Annotated in this window: 16 protein-coding genes and 1 riboswitch; of the genes, 13 read left to right on the forward strand and 3 right to left on the reverse strand. The window is 71.1% G+C overall.

What is annotated here, in order from left to right; translation table 11 throughout:
- Positions 1–187 precede the first annotated feature (187 nt).
- The 10 genes from ACF068_RS07850 to ACF068_RS07895 all read left to right on the forward strand — a co-directional run bounded on the left by ACF068_RS07850 (position 188) and on the right by ACF068_RS07895 (position 10,662).
- Positions 188–796: a CDP-alcohol phosphatidyltransferase family protein gene (locus ACF068_RS07850; protein ID WP_073755560.1), complete on the forward strand. Its 609-nt coding sequence runs from the start codon at positions 188–190 to the stop codon at positions 794–796.
- A 116-nt stretch (positions 797–912) separates the two neighbouring features.
- Positions 913–3,408, forward strand: a complete 2,496-nt coding sequence (locus ACF068_RS07855; protein ID WP_392273290.1) for a sugar phosphate nucleotidyltransferase — start codon at positions 913–915, stop codon at positions 3,406–3,408.
- A 110-nt stretch (positions 3,409–3,518) separates the two neighbouring features.
- A complete protein-coding gene (locus ACF068_RS07860) occupies positions 3,519–4,448 on the forward strand; it encodes a DUF881 domain-containing protein (RefSeq protein ID WP_392273291.1) in 930 nt (309 codons plus the stop codon).
- Complete coding sequence (locus tag ACF068_RS07865) at positions 4,445–4,777, forward strand: small basic family protein (protein WP_031069011.1); 333 nt, start codon at positions 4,445–4,447, stop codon at positions 4,775–4,777. The genes ACF068_RS07860 and ACF068_RS07865 overlap by 4 nt, the downstream gene beginning before the upstream one ends.
- A gap of 5 nt (positions 4,778–4,782) precedes the next feature.
- Entirely contained in the window at positions 4,783–5,628 is an 846-nt protein-coding gene (locus ACF068_RS07870) for a DUF881 domain-containing protein (protein ID WP_392273292.1), read from the forward strand.
- 166 nt (positions 5,629–5,794) lie between these two features.
- Entirely contained in the window at positions 5,795–6,727 is a 933-nt protein-coding gene (locus ACF068_RS07875) for an FHA domain-containing protein (RefSeq protein WP_392273847.1), read from the forward strand.
- A gap of 17 nt (positions 6,728–6,744) precedes the next feature.
- Positions 6,745–7,497, forward strand: coding sequence for a MerR family transcriptional regulator (locus tag ACF068_RS07880; protein WP_392273293.1), 753 nt, complete (start codon positions 6,745–6,747; stop codon positions 7,495–7,497).
- 53 nt (positions 7,498–7,550) lie between these two features.
- The gene (locus tag ACF068_RS07885; protein ID WP_004002801.1) at positions 7,551–8,024 is read left to right on the forward strand and encodes a bifunctional nuclease family protein; all 474 of its coding nucleotides are present in this window, start codon (positions 7,551–7,553) and stop codon (positions 8,022–8,024) included.
- 346 nt (positions 8,025–8,370) lie between these two features.
- Positions 8,371–9,036 carry a MerR family transcriptional regulator gene (locus ACF068_RS07890; RefSeq protein WP_392273294.1) on the forward strand — a complete coding sequence of 222 codons (666 nt, stop codon included), beginning with the start codon at positions 8,371–8,373 and terminating at the stop codon, positions 9,034–9,036.
- A 60-nt stretch (positions 9,037–9,096) separates the two neighbouring features.
- Complete coding sequence (locus tag ACF068_RS07895; protein ID WP_392273295.1) at positions 9,097–10,662, forward strand: DNA polymerase IV; 1,566 nt, start codon at positions 9,097–9,099, stop codon at positions 10,660–10,662.
- Here ACF068_RS07895 and ACF068_RS07900 read toward each other — a convergent pair.
- Complete coding sequence (locus tag ACF068_RS07900; RefSeq protein ID WP_392273296.1) at positions 10,590–10,955, reverse strand: PRC-barrel domain-containing protein; 366 nt, start codon at positions 10,953–10,955, stop codon at positions 10,590–10,592. The two genes, ACF068_RS07895 and ACF068_RS07900, sit on opposite strands and share 73 nt — an antisense overlap.
- A gap of 115 nt (positions 10,956–11,070) precedes the next feature.
- Positions 11,071–11,170, forward strand: a riboswitch (glycine riboswitch).
- Positions 11,171–11,353: 183 nt separating this feature from the next.
- Here ACF068_RS07900 and gcvP point away from each other — a divergent pair.
- Complete coding sequence (gene gcvP / locus ACF068_RS07905) at positions 11,354–14,239, forward strand: aminomethyl-transferring glycine dehydrogenase (RefSeq protein WP_392273297.1); 2,886 nt, start codon at positions 11,354–11,356, stop codon at positions 14,237–14,239.
- A gap of 59 nt (positions 14,240–14,298) precedes the next feature.
- On the opposite strand, the gene ACF068_RS07910 is transcribed toward gcvP, so the two are convergent.
- The gene (locus ACF068_RS07910; protein ID WP_392273298.1) at positions 14,299–14,505 is read right to left on the reverse strand and encodes a DUF5999 family protein; all 207 of its coding nucleotides are present in this window, start codon (positions 14,503–14,505) and stop codon (positions 14,299–14,301) included.
- Positions 14,506–14,754: 249 nt separating this feature from the next.
- A complete protein-coding gene (locus ACF068_RS07915) occupies positions 14,755–15,348 on the reverse strand; it encodes a hypothetical protein (protein WP_392273299.1) in 594 nt (197 codons plus the stop codon).
- 520 nt (positions 15,349–15,868) lie between these two features.
- Between ACF068_RS07915 and ACF068_RS07920 the strand changes: the two genes are divergently transcribed.
- A complete protein-coding gene (locus ACF068_RS07920) occupies positions 15,869–17,395 on the forward strand; it encodes a glutamate-cysteine ligase family protein (protein WP_392273300.1) in 1,527 nt (508 codons plus the stop codon).
- A gap of 101 nt (positions 17,396–17,496) precedes the next feature.
- Positions 17,497–18,276 carry a CPBP family intramembrane glutamic endopeptidase gene (locus ACF068_RS07925; RefSeq protein ID WP_392273301.1) on the forward strand — a complete coding sequence of 260 codons (780 nt, stop codon included), beginning with the start codon at positions 17,497–17,499 and terminating at the stop codon, positions 18,274–18,276.
- Positions 18,277–18,280: the final 4 nt, after the last annotated feature.

Here is an 18,280-nt window from a genome sequence, read left to right on the forward strand (position 1 = left end):
GGTACTGCAGGGGGGACCCTGTGGGAGAGTAGGACGCCGCCGAACAATTATTGTGGGAAAGCCCCGCACCTTCTGGTGCGGGGCTTTTCTGCGTTCACGCGGAGGCCCGACACCCCTGTGCGCCGGCCCCTTCCGGCTGACGGTAAAGTCAGGGGGCATCGTTGGCACGTTTCCCAGGAGGCCCCGGGTGGAGGTACAGGAGACTCGCGTTCAGACGGACCGGGTCCTCACCATCCCCAACATCCTCAGCATGGCTCGCCTCGCTGGGGTGCCACTGTTCCTGTGGCTGATCCTCCGCCCTGAGTTCGGCGGGCCCAAGAGCGACGGCTGGGCGTTGCTCGTCCTCATGCTCAGTGGGGTCAGCGACTACCTCGACGGCAAGCTGGCCCGGCGCTGGAACCAGATCAGCAGCCTCGGTCGACTCCTGGACCCGGCGGCCGACCGGCTCTACATCCTTTCCACCCTGCTCGGTCTGACATGGCGTGAGATCCTGCCGCTCTGGCTGACCGTGGCGCTTTTGGCCCGCGAGCTGATGCTCTTGGTGATGGTGGGAATCCTCCGCCGGCACGGGTATCCGCCGCCGCAGGTGAACTTCCTCGGCAAGGCGGCGACGTTCAACTTGATGTACGCCTTCCCGCTCCTCCTGCTCAGTGACGGGACGGGCTGGCTTTCGTCACTCGCTGAAGTTTTCGGGTGGGCGTTCGCCGGATGGGGTACAACTCTCTATTGGTGGGCAGGGATCCTCTATGTGGTCCAGGTCCGCCGACTTGTCAAGGCGGATACCGTGGCCGATTGAGCCCGTCTGTCCGGTGCGGTGCAGTGATTGCCAGTACCTGTTCGACGTAAGAGGACACTGTCCCGGACGGGTGAAGTCGGCTTGACCGTCATCTCTGCAAGGAGGACGCTTCCGACATGAAGGCCGTCGTAATGGCCGGTGGCGAGGGAACCCGCCTTCGCCCCATGACCTCGAGCATGCCCAAGCCGCTCCTGCCGGTGGCCAACCGGCCGATCATGGAGCACGTGCTGAGGCTGCTCAAACGGCACGGGCTCAATGAGACCGTTGTGACCGTACAGTTCCTCGCGTCGCTCGTAAAGAACTACTTCGGCGACGGCGAAGAACTCGGCATGGAACTGACCTATGCCAACGAGGAGAAGCCACTCGGTACTGCGGGAAGCGTCAAGAACGCCGAGGACGCACTGAAGGACGACGCGTTCCTCGTCATTTCCGGTGATGCGCTCACCGACTTCGACCTGACCGACCTGATCCGTTTCCACAAGGAAAAGGGCGCGATGGTCACCGTCTGTCTGACGAGGGTGCCGAACCCGCTGGAGTTCGGTATCACCATCGTGGACGAGGAAGGCAAGGTGGAGCGCTTCCTCGAGAAGCCCACCTGGGGTCAGGTCTTCTCCGACACGGTGAACACCGGCATCTACGTCATGGAGCCGGAGGTCTTCAACTACGTCGAGGCGGACGTTCCGGTCGACTGGTCCGGAGACGTCTTCCCGCAGCTCATGAAGGAAGGCAAGCCGATCTACGGCTATGTCGCCGAGGGCTACTGGGAGGACGTCGGCACGCACGAGAGCTACGTCAAGGCACAGGCCGACGTGCTCGAGGGCAAGGTCGACGTCGAAGTGGACGGCTTCGAGATCTCCCCGGGCGTCTGGGTCGCCGAAGGCGCCGAGGTACACCCGGACGCCGTCCTGCGCGGGCCCCTCTACATCGGGGACTACGCCAAGGTCGAAGCCGGAGTCGAGATCCGCGAGCACACGGTCGTCGGATCGAACGTGGTCGTGAAGAGCGGCGCGTTCCTGCACAAGGCCGTGGTTCACGACAATGTCTACATCGGCCAGCACAGCAATCTCCGGGGCTGTGTGATCGGCAAGAACACCGACATCATGCGGGCCGCCCGCATCGAGGACGGTGCCGTCATCGGCGACGAATGCCTCGTCGGTGAAGAATCGATCGTGCAGGGCAATGTCCGGGTCTATCCGTTCAAGACCATCGAGGCCGGCGCATTCGTCAACACCTCGGTGATCTGGGAATCACGTGGACAGGCGCACCTCTTCGGCGCGCGCGGCGTCTCCGGCATCCTGAACGTCGAGATCACCCCTGAGCTGGCGGTACGGCTGGCGGGGGCGTACGCGACGACGCTGAAGAAGGGGGCCACCGTCACCACGGCGCGTGACCACTCCCGGGGCGCGCGGGCGCTCAAGCGGGCGGTGATCTCCGCGCTCCAGGCCAGCGCCATCGACGTACGCGACCTGGAGAACGTCCCGCTGCCCGTGGCACGACAGCAGACCGCCCGGGGCAGTGCCGGCGGCATCATGATCCGGACGACGCCGGGTGTGCCCGACTCGGTGGACATCATGTTCTTCGACGAGCGGGGCGCCGACCTGTCGCAGGCGGGGCAGCGCAAGCTGGACCGGGTGTTCGCACGCCAGGAGTACCGGCGCGCCTTCCCCGGCGAGATCGGCGACCTCAGCTTCCCGTCCAGCGTCTTCGACTCGTACACCGGATCGCTGCTGCGGAACGTGGACACGACCGGCGTCGCCGACGCCGGCCTCAAGGTCGTCGTCGACGCGTCCAACGGAAGCGCGGGACTCGTCCTGCCCAGCCTCCTGGGGCGGCTCGGTGTCGACTCACTGACGATCAACCCCGGCCTGGACGAGTCGCGGCCCACCGAGTCCGCCGAGTCCCGTCGTGCGGGGCTGGTGCGGCTCGGCGAGATAGTGGCGTCGGCGCGGGCGGCGTTCGGTGTCCGGTTCGACACGGTCGGCGAGCGGCTGTCGCTGGTCGACGAGCGCGGCCGGATCATCGAGGACGACCGGGCGCTGCTGGTGATGCTGGACCTGGTGGCCGCCGAGCGGCGCAGCGGGCGCGTGGCCCTTCCGGTGACGACCACGAGGATCGCCGAGCAGGTGGCGGCGTACCACGGCACCCAGGTCGACTGGACGACGACCTCGCCGGACGACCTCACCAGGGTCGGCCGCGAGGAGTCGACGATCTTCGGTGGCGACGGCCGGGGTGGCTTCATCGTTCCCGAGTTCAGCAGCGTGTTCGACGGTACGGCGGCGTTCGTGCGGCTGATCGGGCTGGTGGCGCGTACCCAGCTCACCCTCAGCCAGATCGACGCGCGCATCCCGCGGGCGCACGTGCTGAAGCGGGACCTGGCGACGCCGTGGGCCGTCAAGGGTCTGGTCATGCGGCGGGTCGTGGAGGCGGCCGGGGACCGGCACGTGGACACGACCGACGGCGTCCGCGTCGTCGAGGCCGACGGCCGGTGGGTGATGGTGCTGCCCGACCCGGCGGAAGCCGTCACCCATCTGTGGGCGGAGGGCCCGGACGACGCGTCCGCAGAGGCACTGCTGGACGAGTGGGCCGCCGTGGTGGACAGCGCCGGCCGCTGACGCGTCCGGGCGGGACCGAACGGTGAGCCGGAAGGCGCGTCCAGGGCGCCTTCCGGCTCACCGGTGGGGCCATTCGGCGGTAGCCCCTCCGACGTGCGACGATGTGCGGCATGTCGCAGCAGCCCCCCGATCGGAGCACCGGCTCCCCGCCTCCGCGTCCCGATGCGTCCATGTCGCTGCTGACCAATGTGATGGACCACGCGCTGGACGACGGGTACGCGGAGGCCTCGGCCCGCAAGGCCGCCGAGGGCGGCGGCCTGCCCCGTACAGTCCGCGCGAAACTGGGACTGGCGGCCGGGCTGGTACTGGCCGCGTTCGTGGTCACCCTCGGCGCGGCGCAGGCGCAGATATCGGCACCGGTGGTGGCGAAGGAGCGCGAGGAGCTGATCGACCGCATCGGGTCGGAGACCTCGGCGGCGGACCGCCTGGAGAAGGACATCGAGTCGCTCCGCACCGAGGTGGGGGAGCGGCAGCGCAAGGCCCTGGAGCAGCACGGCGGGGACCAGGGGCAGCTTGTCGCGCTGCTGTCCGGGGCGACGCCGGTCCGGGGACCGGGCGTGCGACTGGTCGTGGACGACGCCAAGGGCACCGACGAGGGTGGTGGCGGGCCGCGGGAATCGAGCGGGTTCGCCGACACCGGCCGGGTCCGGGACCGCGACATGCAGCGGGTCGTCAACGGATTGTGGCAGGCGGGCGCGGAGGCCATCGCCATCAATGGACAGCGGCTGACCGCCCTGTCGGCCATCCGCGCGGCGGGCGACGCCATACTGGTCGACAACAAACCACTGGTGCCGCCGTACACGGTGCTGGCGGTCGGGGACGGAAAGAAGCTCCGCACGGCGTTCCAGGACAGCGCCGACGGGCAGTACCTGAGCGTGCTCCAGGAGAACTTCGGTATCCGCACCAGCATTTCGGACCAGGGCGAGGTGCGCCTGCCGGCGGCGCCGAGCCTGATCGTACGTACAGCACAGCCGAGCGACACCGGGCCCGGGACGGGTGACGGGCAGGGCACGGCCGACACAGGGAAGGGCACATCGTGATCGCCGTACTGGGCCTCGTCGTGGGAGTCGTGGTCGGACTGTTCGTCCGGCCCGAGGTACCGGCGGTGGTCGAGCCCTACCTGCCGATCGCCGTCGTGGCCGCCCTGGACGCGGTGTTCGGCGGCCTGCGGGCCATGCTCGACGGGATCTTCGTCGACAAGGTCTTCGTCGTCTCCTTCCTGTCGAACGTGGTCGTGGCCGCGCTGATCGTGTTCCTCGGCGACAAGCTGGGCGTCGGCGCGCAGCTTTCCACCGGCGTGGTCGTCGTGCTCGGCATCCGGATCTTCTCCAACGCGGCCGCCATCCGGCGGCACGTGTTCCGGGCGTGAGGCCGATGAGCAACCACGAAGAGACACCCGACAACACCCCCACCCCCACCCCCGACCCCGCCCCCGGCGCCGGCCCCACTCCCACGCCCGCCCCCGACCCCGCCCCCGGGCAGGAGGCGACGGCGGAGGCCAGGACCGGGCGGCAGCGGCTGGCGGCCGGGCTGTGGCCCCCGCGCGTCACACGAGCGCAACTCATCGTGGCCGTCCTGCTGTTCGGGCTGGGGCTGGGCCTGGCCATCCAGGTCCGGTCGACCAGCGACACCGGTGCACTGCGGGGCGCGCGCCAGGAGGACCTGGTGCGGATCCTGGACGAGCTCGACGACCGCACGCAGCGCCTGGAGGACGAGAAGGCACGCCTGGAGGACCAGCGCACCGAGCTGGAGAACAGCTCCGACCAGGCGGAAGAGGCACGCAAGCAGACGCTGGAAAAGGAGCGGCAGCTCGGCGTCCTGGCCGGTACCGTGGCCGCCCAGGGTCCCGGCATCACGCTGACCATCGACGACGGTGCCGGTGCGGTCGAGTCGGACATGCTGCTCGACGCGATCCAGGAGCTGCGGGCCGCGGGCGCCGAGGCGATCCAGGTGAACGGCGTCCGGGTCGTCGCCGACACCTACTTCTCCGGTGACGCGGGGGACATCGAGGTGGACGGCCGGAAGGTGAAGGCGCCCTACCGCTTCAAGGTCATCGGCAAGCCCCAGGACCTCGAACCGGCGCTGAACATCCCGGGAGGCGTCGTCCAGACGCTGGAGAAGGAGCAGGCCACCGCTACGGTCACCCGGTCGCAGAAGATCGTCGTGGACGCCTTGCGACCGGCGGAGCGGCCTGACTACGCTCGGTCGTCATCGCAGTGAGGCGGGGGTACATGGGGGACATGCGGCGAGAACCCGTCCTCGGTGACGGGCCGGGGCGCGGAAAGCGGTCCGGCATGCGCGGACGTACGGCGGGAACCGGAAGACGGGCGCGGGAGTGGCGGGTTGCGGGGGGTCGGCGCACCACATACGTGGCGCGTGATGGAAACTGTCCGGAGGATACGGACGTTGTGATGGTGTCCGGGTCGGCAGGTGTGTTCATTCAGGGTTCGTCCTGCCCCACGGGCGGGTCTGTTTCGTTCAAGGGGAATCGCCCGTGAAGTTGTTTGCGAAGTTGTTCGGCAAGAGCGCACGCGAGGACGGCGGCAACGCCAGGCATCGCGCGCCGCGCCATGGCCAGGGTGAGGAGCAGGGTGGCGAGCGCCCGCTCTTCCGTGACGAGGTGGCGGGTGGTGACATTCCGGGGGGCCAGGGCGCGTCTGTTGACCCTGCCGGTTCCGGCCGCATAGGTTTCGGGGAACCATCAACCTCGAGTGCGGGTGGAGGGTTTGCCTCCGACCCGTACGCGACGAACGCCCACGCGGGCCAGCCGCGGCAGGAGGATTCGTCCATGCCGGTGTGTACGAGGTGCGGGCACCGCAACGCCGAGGCGAGCCGGTTCTGCTCCAACTGCGGCGCGCCGCTGCGCGGCGGAGCGCCGGCGGAGCGCGCGTCCGAGACGACGTCGACGATCTCGATCTCCGGCCTGGAGGCGTACGACTCCGAGGTCACCGGCCAGACGCAGCTTCCGTCGCTGTCGCCCGAGGCCCAGGCGGCCGTCGAGGCGCTGCCGCTCGGCTCGGCGCTCCTGGTGGTGCGGCGCGGTCCGAACTCGGGCAGCCGCTTCCTGCTGGACAGCGACCTGACCACGGCGGGGCGGCACCCGCAGAGCGACATCTTCCTGGACGACGTGACGGTGTCGCGGCGCCACGTGGAGTTCCGCAGGTCGCCCGACGGCAGCTTCACCGTCTCCGACGTCGGCAGCCTCAACGGCACCTACGTCAACCGTGAGCGGATCGACTCGGTCCCGCTGGCGAACGGTGACGAGGTGCAGATCGGCAAGTACCGGCTGGTCTTCTACGCGAGCCAGCGGGGCGTGTGACCCGGCAGGGGAGGCCCATGCTGCGAACCACGACGGGCGGTGCCGGCAACGGCACCGCCGGGGCGGCCGATCAGCTGGTGAGCATCGGGACGGTGCTCAACCAGCTGCGCGAGGAGTTCCCCGAGGTCACCATCTCCAAGATCCGGTTCCTGGAGGCCGAGGGGCTCGTCGAGCCGCGGCGGACGGCTTCCGGGTACCGGAAGTTCAGCCCGCGGGACGTGGAGCGGCTGGCGCGCATCCTGCGGATGCAGCGGGACCACTACCTGCCGCTGAAGGTGATCCGGGAGCATCTGGACGCCGTGGAGCGCGGTGAGCGCGTGGAGCTCCCGGCCGCTCCCGGACCGCAGCGCGAGCCCCAGGACGGGGACCTCTGGGAGCCGCCCGCGGAGGACCGGCCGACCGCCGCCCGGGTGGGCCGGGCGGAGCTCCTGGCCGCCGCGGGGGCCGGGGAGGACGAGCTGGCCGAATGGGAGTCGTACGGGCTCGTCGTGCAGGGCGTGGACGGCGGGTACGACGCCGAGGCGGTCACCGTCGCCAGGCTGGTGGCGGATCTGGGCAGATTCGGTCTCGAACCGAGGCACCTGCGGGCGGTGAAGGCCGCCGCCGAGCGGGAGGCGGGCCTGGTCGAACAGGTCGTGGCGCCCTTGCGCAGGCACAGGAACCCGCAGACCAGGGCCCATGCCGAGGCGACCGTGAAGGAGCTGGCGGCGCTGTCCGTGCGGCTGCACGCGGCCCTGGTTCAGACGGCTCTCGGCGTCCGCTTGCACTGATCTTGACAGAGCCCGACTATCCAAACCGGTCCGGCACGTCCTAGGGTTGCAATGTGAACGAGCTCGATGTTGTCGGTGTCCGGGTGGAAATGCCGTCCAACCAGCCGATCGTGCTCCTGCGTGAAGTGGGAGGCGACCGGTACCTCCCGATCTGGATCGGTCCGGGAGAGGCGACGGCGATCGCCTTCGCCCAGCAGGGCATGGCTCCCGCCCGGCCGCTCACCCATGACCTCTTCAAGGACGTCCTCGAGGCCGTGGGCCAGGAGCTGACCGAGGTCCGGATCACGGATCTGCGCGAAGGGGTCTTCTACGCGGAGCTGGTCTTCGCCAGCGGGGTGGAGGTGAGCGCCCGGCCCTCCGACGCCATAGCGCTGGCCCTGCGCACCGGGACTCCGATCTACGGGAGCGACGGCGTCCTCGACGACGCGGGGATCGCCATCCCGGACGAGCAGGAGGACGAGGTGGAGAAGTTCCGCGAGTTCCTCGACCAGATCTCGCCCGAGGACTTCGGCACCAGCAGCCAGTGAGGCCTACGGCCCGGTGAGCCGGCGTGGTACGGCCGTGGCTCCGGGAGGCCGGTGGTCCTGCCGGTGGTGCGGCCCTCGGGGGGATGCCCGCCGAGGGGCCGTCGGGGTCGGCCCTGCGCGTCGCCCGCCGTCCGCGAACGGACGTTCGCGGGGTGGTCCGGGGAGCGCCGATCGGGGTCCGAGGTGAGGGCTTTCCGCCCATTCGGCCATCTCTACCCGTATTCGGGATACGAGAAACCACTCTCAGGGTGATTATCACTCGGCGTGCCGAGTGTGGCGATCGTTGACGCACCCCTGGCGACTGCCTACCGTCGAGATGGCAGGTCAAGGACGGAGGGTCGGCGTGATGAGCAGCGGCGACGGTGCGACTGGGGGCCTCCCCGGACGAAGTCTGGGGACGAGCGGGCCGTATCCGCTCTACGGGAGCACGGCCGACCGGTTCCCGGCGGGAGTGGCCGGTGGCGCGGGTGCCGACGCCGTGGCGGCAGACCCGGGCGAAGGGGCCGACGAGGCCCCGGAAACGATCGGCTACCGGGGCCCCACCGCGTGCGCGGCCGCGGGCATCACGTACCGGCAGCTCGACTACTGGGCCCGTACTGGGCTGGTGGAGCCGAGCGTGCGGCCCGCGTACGGATCCGGCACCCAGCGGCTCTACAGCTTCCGGGACGTGGTCGTCCTCAAGATCGTCAAGCGGTTCCTGGACACGGGGGTCGCCCTCCAGAACATCCGCGCGGCCGTGCAGCACCTGCGCGCCCGGGACGTCGGCGACCTGGAGCGCATGACGCTCATGAGCGACGGCGCCACCGTCTACGAGTGCTCCTCGCCGGACGAGGTCGTCGATCTGCTCCAGGGCGGCCAGGGCGTCTTCGGGATCGCCGTGGGCGTGGTGTGGCGGGACGTGGAGGCGGCGCTGTCGCAGCTCCACGGGGAGCGCGTCGACACCGGCGAGACCCTGGTGCGGCACAACCCCTCCGACGAACTGGCGCGCAGGCGTCGCGACCGGGCCGTCTGACCGCCGCGTTCCGCACGGGTGTGCGGGCGATTGTCAGTGGTGTGCGGCAGCATCAGTGGTGTGAGAGCCGCGCCGACGATCCTGCATCTGGACATGGATGCCTTCTTCGCGGCCGCCGAGCAGGCGGCGAAGCCGAGTCTGCGCGGCAAGCCGGTGGTGGTCGGCGGGCTGGGACCGCGCGGGGTCGTCGCCACCGCGTCGTACGAGGCGCGGCGGTTCGGGGTCCATTCGGCGATGCCGATGGCGCAGGCGCGGCGGCTGGCGCCGAACGCCGCGTACCTGGTGCCGCGCTTCTCGCTCTACCGCTCGGTGAGCGACCAGGTCATGGAACTGCTGCGGGGGCTGTCGCCCCTGGTGGAGCCGCTGAGCCTCGACGAGGCCTTCGTAGACCTGGAGGCCGGTGGCTCGGCCCATGACGCGCAGACGGCCCGGGAGGCCGGTGAGCGGCTGCGCAGGGACATCCGCGCGGTGACCGGACTGACCGGCTCCGTCGGGCTGGCCGGCTCCAAGATGATCGCGAAGATCGCCTCGGAGGAGGCCAAGCCGGACGGGCTGGTGCTGATCGAGCCCGGGACGGAGCGCGAACTGCTGGACCCCAAGTCGGTGCGGATCCTGCCGGGGGTGGGGCCCGCCACCGGGGAGCACCTGCGGCGGGCGGGGATGACGACGGTGGCGGACCTGGCGGCGGCGGGCGAGGACGAGCTGGTACGGCTGCTGGGGAAGGCGCACGGGGAGTCGCTGTACCGGATGGCCATGGGATACGACGACCGGCCGGTGGTGGCGGAGCGGGACGCCAAGTCCGTGTCCGTGGAGGACACCTTCGACGTGGACCTGCACGACCGGGTGCGGGTGCGGACGGAGGTGGAGCGGCTGGCCGAGCGGTGCGTGCGGCGGCTGCGCGGCGCGGGCCGGTCGGGGCGGACGGTGGTGCTCAAGGTGCGGAGGTACGACTTCTCCACGCTGACCCGGTCGGAGACATTGCGCGGCCCGACGGACGACCCCGTGGTGGTGCGCGAGGCCGCGGCGCGGCTGCTGGACGCGGTGGACACCACGGGCGGGGTGCGGCTGCTGGGCGTCGGGGTCACGGGGCTGGCGGACTACACGCAGGAGGACCTGTTCGCCCAGGCCGCGGCGGAGCGGGCGGCCGCGGAGGGGCAGCCGGGGCCGTCGGAGGGCGGGGCCGCGGAGCGCGTGGCGGCGGTGGGCGCGGACGCCACCGGTTCCGGCGCGGCGGGCGCCGGCGGCGGGGGCACGCACGGCGAGGGGCCGCCTGCTCCCGGGGCGGTGGCCGGCGGGACGGCCGCGGGGGCCCCGCTGCCGGGTGCGGGCGCCGCGGCGGGGGAGCCGGGTGCGGCGGAGCCGGAGGCGCGGCGGTGGTCGGCGGGCCAGGACGTGCGGCACGCCGCGTACGGCGCGGGCTGGGTGCAGGGCAGCGGGCTGGGCCGGGTGACCGTGCGGTTCGAGGAACCCGGGTCGGCGCCCGGGCGGGTGCGCACGTTCCGGTCCGACGACCCGGACCTGGAGCCGTCGGACCCGCTGCCGCTCGTGGCGGGTCAGTCCTCCTGGCCGGCGACCTTGCCGAAGTCGCGGTCCGTGGACGGCGGCGGCGGGAGCGCGAGCCCGTAGTGGTGGTAGAGCTGGAGCTCCTGCTCCGGCGACAGGTGCCGGCCCACGCCGAAGTCCGGAGCGTCCTTGATCAGGCCGCGGTCGAAGGGGACGTGCAGACCGTCCTCGGCCAGCTCGCTGGGGTCCAGGGGCACGAAGGCGTCCCGGCTGAACAGGCCCGTGCGGACGGCGGCCCACTCCGGTGCGCCCGTCGCGTCGTCCAGGTAGACCTCGTCGACGGTGCCGATCTTGTGGCCGTTGCGATCGAAGGCCTTGCGGCCGATCAGGCTGCGCGGATCGATATCGGTCTGCACGGTCCCTCCAACGGGTCGCAACCGGCTCTGTCAACACTACGAAAGTGCACTTCGGTGACGTCGGCCACTCGAGGGATCGGGCCGGGACCGCGCTGGTAGGCTGGCAGACGGCCGCTGACCCCGTGCGGGAGAGTCCTCCGGAGAAACCTTTCGGAGGCGCCGAAGGAGCAAATCCTCCCCGGAATCTCTCAGGCACCCGGTACCGCACGGACGAGGTCACTCTGGAAAGCAGGGCGGGCGTCGGACGGCATCCGCTCTCACCGACGGTGAAAGCCGGCCCGCCCCGCCATGGGGAGGTCCGGTGAAGCTCTCAGGTTGAGATGACAGAGGGGGAGGCCGTCCGGGCACCCGCGCCGTGGTGCCCCTCGCAGGTCGTATCGACCAGGAGGCCTCCGCCAATGACCGCCAACCGCATTCCGCTCTCCGCACTCGAACAGGGCATCCCGTTCGAGCAGCGGCACATCGGGCCCGACGAAGAGGCCCAAGCCAAGATGCTCGCGCAGGTCGGCTACGGTTCGCTCGACGAGCTCACGGCTGCCGCGGTGCCGGATGTGATCAAGAGCGCCGAGGCGCTGGGGCTGCCCGCCGCGCGCACCGAGGCCGAGGTCCTGGCCGAGCTGCGCTCGCTCGCCGACCGCAACCAGGTCCTGGCGCCCATGATCGGCCTCGGCTACCACGGCACCTTCACCCCGCCGGTCGTCCTCCGCAACGTCATGGAGAACCCGGCCTGGTACACCGCGTACACCCCGTACCAGCCGGAGATCTCGCAGGGCCGCCTGGAGGCGCTGCTCAACTTCCAGACCGTGGTCGCCGACCTGACGGGGCTGCCCACCTCCGGCGCCTCGCTGCTCGACGAGGGCACCGCCGCCGCCGAGGCCATGTCGCTGGCCCGCCGCGTCGGCAAGGTCAAGAACGGCGTCTTCCTGGTCGACGCCGACGCCCTGCCGCAGACCATCGCCGTCATCGAGACCCGCGCCGAGCCGACCGGCGTCGAGGTCGTCGTCGCCGACGTGAGCGAGGGCATCCCGGCCGAGGTCGCCGAGCGCGGTGTCTTCGGCGTCCTGCTCCAGTACCCGGGCGCCTCCGGTGCCGTACGGGACATCAAGCCCATCATCGACCGGGCGCACGAGCTGGGCGCGATCGTCACGGTCGCCGCCGACCTGCTGGCGCTGACCCTCCTCACCTCGCCCGGTGAGCTCGGCGCCGACATCGCCGTGGGCACCACCCAGCGCTTCGGTGTGCCGATGGGCTTCGGCGGCCCGCACGCCGGCTACATGGCCGTGCGCGAGACCTTCGCCCGCAGCCTGCCCGGCCGGCTCGTCGGCGTCTCCGTCGACGCGGACGGCAACAAGGCGTACCGCCTGGCCCTCCAGACCCGTGAGCAGCACATCCGCCGCGAGAAGGCCACCAGCAACATCTGCACCGCCCAGGTGCTGCTCGCCGTCATGGCCGGCATGTACGCGGTCTACCACGGCCCCGACGGGCTGAAGCAGATCGCCCAGCGCGTCAACCGGTACGCGGCGCTCCTCGCCGAGGGCATGCGTGCGGGCGGTGTCGAGGTCGTCCACGGCACGTTCTTCGACACGGTCACCGCCCGGGTTCCGGGCCGGGCCGCCGACGTCGTCGCCGCCGCCCGCGAGAACGGGGTCAACCTCCGTCTCGTCGACGCCGACCACGTCTCCGCCGCCTGTGACGAGACCACCGGCCGCGCCCAGCTCGCCGCCGTGTGGGACGCCTTCGGCGTGTCCGGCGACATCGAGGTGCTGGACTCCGCCACCGCGGACGTGCTGCCGGCGGAGCGCCTGCGCTCCGACGCGTACCTCACCCACCCGGTCTTCCACGCGCACCGGTCCGAGACCGCGATGCTGCGCTACCTGCGCAAGCTCGCCGACCGTGACTACGCGCTGGACCGCGGCATGATCCCGCTCGGCTCCTGCACCATGAAGCTGAACGCGACCACCGAGATGGAGCCGGTGACCTGGACCGAGTTCGGCCAGATGCACCCCTTCGCGCCGGTCGACCAGGCGCAGGGCTACCTGACCCTGATCCAGGAGCTGGAGGAGCGTCTCGCCGAGGTCACCGGCTACGACAAGGTCTCCATCCAGCCCAACGCGGGTTCGCAGGGCGAGCTGGCCGGTCTGCTCGCCGTCCGCGCCTACCACCGCGCCAACGGCGACACCCGGCGCACGGTCTGCCTGATCCCCTCGTCCGCGCACGGCACCAACGCCGCCAGCGCCGTGATGGCCGGGATGAAGGTCGTGGTCGTCAAGACCGCCGACGACGGCGAGATCGACGTCGAGGACCTGCGCGCCAAGATCGAGCAGTACCGCGACGAGCTGTCCGTACTGATGATCACCTACCCGTCCACGCACGGCGTGTTCGAGGAGCACGTCGCGGACATCTGCGCCCAGGTCCACGAGGCCGGCGGCCAGGTGTACGTCGACGGCGCCAACCTCAACGCGCTGGTGGGCCTCGCCAAGCCGGGCCACTTCGGCGGCGACGTCTCGCACCTCAACCTGCACAAGACGTTCTGCATCCCGCACGGCGGTGGCGGCCCCGGTGTCGGTCCGGTCGGCGTCCGGGCGCACCTCGCCCCGTACCTGCCCAACCACCCGCTCCAGCCCGCCGCGGGTCCGGAGACCGGCGTCGGCCCCATCTCGGCGGCGCCGTGGGGTTCGGCCGGCATCCTGCCGATCTCCTGGGCGTACGTCCGCCTCATGGGCGGCGAGGGCCTGAAGCGGGCGACGCAGGTGGCCGTGCTGGCCGCCAACTACATCGCCAAGCGCCTGGAGCCGCACTACCCGGTGCTGTACACCGGCCCGGCCGGGCTGGTGGCGCACGAGTGCATCGTGGACCTGCGGCCGATCTCCAAGGCGACCGGCGTCAGCGTCGACGACATCGCCAAGCGGCTGATCGACTACGGCTTCCACGCGCCGACCATGTCGTTCCCGGTGGCCGGCACCCTGATGATCGAGCCGACCGAGAGCGAGGACCTCGCCGAGCTCGACCGGTTCTGCGACACGATGATCGCGATCCGCGCGGAGATCGAGAAGGTCGGGTCGGGCGAGTGGCCCGCCGAGGACAACCCGCTGCGCAACGCCCCGCACACCGCGGCGGCGCTGGGCGGCGAGTGGACGCACGCGTACAGCCGTGAGGAGGCCGTCTTCCCGGCCGGTGTCTCCGCCGCGGACAAGTACTGGCCGCCGGTGCGCCGTATCGACGGCGCGTTCGGCGACCGCAACCTGGTCTGCTCCTGCCCGCCGCTGGACGAGTACGACAACTGACCGCCATGACGAAGGGCCGGTACGGGGTTTCCCGTACCGGCCCTTCGTCGTGCGGTGCCTCAGGCGGCGGTCACGACCTTCGCGGCGCTCAGCGGCCGGTGCGGCGCGATGATCTTGCCGTCCGGCAGCAGTTCACCGGTGTCCTCGAAGAGCAGGACGCCGTTGCACAGCAGGCTCCAGCCCTGTTCCGGGTGGTGGGCCACCAGGCGGGCCGCCTCCCTGTCGGCGGAGTCGGCGGTCGGACAGGCTGGCTGGTGCTGGCACATGGGTCGGTTCTTTCGCTGCGGTGTGGTGTGTGTCCTGCGGCTCGATGCGGTGTTCATGGCCGCCCCCCGTTTGTCGGTCGGTCCGTTCCCAGTGTTGCCCCACGGGCGTCAATCCGCAGGGATTTCGCGGCAGCGCTTCCTACTGCTTAATGACGTGTCACCCGCGTGGATGGTTCAGCTCAACCCCACTGTCCCTTCGGGTGGTTCGGCATGGCCCCAGCGGGCTAGTCCGATCGGACCGGGGTGATGTCACGCCGTTGACTCCAGCAACGGAGGCGGCACCAGTCGCAGGGTCAGCACGGGCAGCAGGTCGGCGACCCGGTACGGCAGGTGCGAGGCGATCCCCGGGGGCGCGGGCGCGAGCGGCACCAGCAGGTCCCCGGGGGCGGGGGCGCCGGCCGCGGGGTCGGCCTCCGGATCGGCGTGCAGCCACAGCGTCAGCATGTACAGGTCGGGTACGGACAGCAGGCGCGGCTGGTGCCGGGTCGCCATCGTCTCGGCCTGGCGCAGCGCCCGCTCCGTCGAGACCAGGTAGGGGCCCTCGAAGAAATGGGAGAAGGCCCAGCCGTCGGGCGTCAGGACGGTGTCCGCGGCGGCGACCGCCCGGTCGCCGTTGCGGATCTGGAATCGCCAGCCGGTCAGCCGGGTACGCGGTGCGCCGACGGGCGGGACCGTCTGGTCGCGGACGTCCAGGACGTGGACGGGCAGCGGGAGTTCGGGGCTCAGCGGTCCCTGGACGGACCGGAGAGCGGGGGTGTGGGCCTCGCGGACGGCGGGCGAGCCGAGCGCCGCGAGGACACTGCGCAGGGCAGCCGCGGGGGCCGGGGAGACATGGAGCGGCATGGTGGGTCGCCTCTCAGTCAAGAGACAGGGTGATGCGGGGGAGGGTGCGGACGGCAGTGTCAGCTTCGGGGTCAGAGGGTGCCGGAGGGCCGACGGGCCGTGGCCGGACTCGACTCTCTGCCTCGTCGCGGAGTTTATACGACACGTGTTCACGCGATGTTTCCGCTAGCCGTCGGCGATATTGCCGACAAGGCCGAATCGGGTCTTCAATTCGCGAGGTATCTGTGGATTTCCCGCGGGGCCCGAGGCCACTGCCAGCGGCGTTGTCCGGCACGCGGTAGGCCGAATGGCGCCGCCGTTTCCACCGTCCGCCGGCCGGGTCCCGCGGGCCCGGACCCGGTGCCGGAGGCGGTAACCGCCCGCTGCCTCATGCCTCCGGAATGTGCCGGACAAACATCGTAACCAGCCTACCGTCCACGGCCTGCCGATGTGGGCGTTACAGATCAGTCCGGCTGGGCATTATCGTCCGTGACGCGAGCGGAGGATGCCGCGCGCCGCCCACTCGAGGAGGGACACTTCGATGGGGGAGAAGATCGCGGCAGGCGGCTTCGACCTGTCCGATCGGCAGAGGTACCGCAGGAAACTCCAGGAGTGCCTGACGGGACTGGAGCGACTCCTTGCCGACAAGAGGTTCGACCGGCCACGCAATCTCGTGGGGCTGGAGATCGAGCTGAATCTGGCGGGTGCCGACGGCATGCCGCGGATGATGAATGCCGAGGTGCTGGAGAGGATCGCGAGCCGGGATTTCCAGACGGAACTCGGAATGTTCAACCTTGAGGTGAACATCGCCCCGCACCGGCTCGGCGGCCGCGTCTTCGACCAGCTCGCCGAGGAGTTGCGCACCGGCCTGGCGTACGCGCACCGCAAGGCGCAGGAGGTGGACGCCGGCATCGTGATGATCGGCATCCTGCCCACGCTGGCCCAGGACGACCTGGTGTCGGCGAACCTCTCGGACGTCGACCGCTACCGGCTGCTCAACGACGAGATAGTGACCGCGCGGGGCGAGGACTTCACCCTCGACATCGAGGGCGTGGAGCGGCTGAGCTGCACCGCGAGCTCCATCGTCCCGGAGGCGGCCTGCACCTCGGTGCAACTGCACCTCCAGGTCACCCCGGAGCGCTTCGCCGACGTGTGGAACGCGGCCCAGGCCATCGCCGCAGTCCAGATCGCGGTGGGGGCCAACGCCCCGTTCCTGTTCGGCCGGGAGCTGTGGCGCGAGTCCCGCCCGCCGCTGTTCACCCAGGCCACCGACACCCGCCCGCCCGAGCTCCAGGCCCAGGGCGTACGGCCGCGCACCTGGTTCGGGGAGCGGTGGGTCTCGTCGGCGTACGAGCTGTTCGAGGAGAACGTGCGGTACTTCCCCGCGCTGCTCCCGATCTGCGACGAGGAGGAGCCGCTGCGCGTCCTGGACGAGGGCGGCGTCCCGGCCCTCGCGGAACTCGCGCTGCACAACGGCACGGTCTACCGCTGGAACCGGCCGGTGTACGGGGTCGTGGACGGCGTGCCGCACTTGCGCGTGGAGAACAGGGTGCTGCCGGCCGGCCCGACCGTGGACGACGTGCTCGCCAACGCGGCCTTCTACTACGGCCTGGTGCGCGCGCTCGCCGAGGAGGCCCGGCCGGTGTGGAGGCGTCTCTCCTTCGAGGACGCCGCCGCGAACTTCGACGCGGCCTGCCGGTACGGCATCGAGGCCGAGCTGCGCTGGCCGCGACCGGGGCGGGGCGGCGGGGTCACCACGGTGCCGGCGGTGAAGCTGGTGCGGGACGAGCTGCTGCCGCTGGCCGCCGCGGGCCTGGACGCGTGGGGAGTGGAGCCCACCGACCGCAGGCGCTACCTCGGGATCATCGAGGAGCGCTGCAAGCGCAGGGTGAACGGCGCCTCCTGGCAGGTGGAGACGTTCCACCGGGCGCTGGAGGCCGGGCTCGGGCGGGAGGCGGCGCTGGCCGCCACCACCCGGCAGTACTGCCGGCTGATGCGCCAGGGGCACCCGGTCCACACCTGGCCGGTCGGCTTCCCCGGGGAGCCCTCGGCGCGACTGGAGGGCTGAGGGCAGGGGAGGCCGTCGCGCGGGCCCCGGCCGGGTCGGCGGCGCGACCGTCGGGCAAGCTGTGACGTCCCAGACGGTCGACCCGAGGCAGGTGCGCGTACGTGGCTGGATCTCTTCCCGCGGAGAGCGTGGGGGTACGGACCCTGCGGTCCGAGACGGTGCTCGTCCTGGCCCTCTCCCTCGGGGCGAGCGGGGTGTCCGCGCTGATCAGCTTCATCGGGTCGCTGACGAAACCGGGCGGGCTGAAGGACCAGGCGGCGACGCTCAACGGCTCGTACGCACCGGGGCGGCCCTGGCTGGACCTGGCCTGGCAGCTCTTCGGGATCGCGACCGCGCTGGTGCCCGTCGCGCTGGTGGCGCACCTGCTGACCCGCGAGGGCGCGGGGCTGCGGGCCATCGGTTTCGACCGGAGCCGGCCGTGGCCGGACCTGGGGCGCGGGGCGCTGGTCGCGGCCGGCATCGGCAGCGCGGGACTCGCCTTCTACCTGGCCGCGCGGGCGGCGGGGGCGAACCTCACCGTGGTGCCCGAGGCGCTGCCCGAGGTGTGGTGGAAGTACCCGGTGCTGATCCTGTCGGCGGTCCAGAACTCCGTACTGGAGGAGGTCATCGTCGTCGGCTACCTGCTGCGGAGGCTGGACCAGCTCGGGTGGAGCCCCGGGGCGTCGCTGGCGGCCAGTTCGGTGCTGCGGGGCTCGTACCACCTGTACCAGGGCATCGGCGGGTTCATCGGCAACATGGTGATGGGCGTGGTCTTCGTGCTGCTCTACCGGCGGTGGGGCCGGGTGGGGCCGCTGGTCGTGGCGCACGCGCTGCTCGACATCGTGGCGTTCGTCGGGTACGCGGTCCTGGCGGGCCGGGTGGGGTGGCTGCCCACGGCGTGAGGCG

This window comes from Streptomyces sp. NPDC016309, from assembly GCF_043077235.1.
Lineage (GTDB): Bacteria > Actinomycetota > Actinomycetes > Streptomycetales > Streptomycetaceae > Streptomyces.